This window comes from Bacillus sp. SIMBA_074, assembly GCF_046534555.1.
GTDB classification, from domain to species: Bacteria; Bacillota; Bacilli; order Bacillales; family Bacillaceae_G; genus Bacillus_A; species Bacillus_A mycoides.
The window spans coordinates 1-256 of the sequence record NZ_JAWRYM010000817.1 but is presented as its reverse complement, the minus strand read 5'-3'; the positions used below and the strand labels follow the sequence as shown (position 1 = coordinate 256).

1 protein-coding gene is annotated in these 256 nt (G+C 68.4%); it reads left to right on the top strand.

The features are described from left to right. On the top strand, nt 1–256 hold a 256-nt coding region (locus SB773_RS33035), incomplete at both ends, for an FAD-binding oxidoreductase (RefSeq protein ID WP_410594649.1).

Below are 256 nucleotides of genomic sequence, written 5' to 3'. Positions count from 1 at the left end.
CTTGACGGCCGCACTGGCTTCCCGGGTCGACGGCGAGGTGCGATTCGACGACGGATCGCGCGGCGCCTACTCGACCGATTCCTCCAACTACCGGCAGATACCGATCGGGGTGGTCGTCCCGCGGACCGTGGAGGCGGCGGTCGAGACCGTCATCGTGTGCCACGAGCTCGGCGTTCCGCTGCTCAGCCGCGGCGGAGGGACGAGCCTGGCGGGCGAATGCACGAACAACGCCGTGGTCATCGACTGGAGCAAGTAC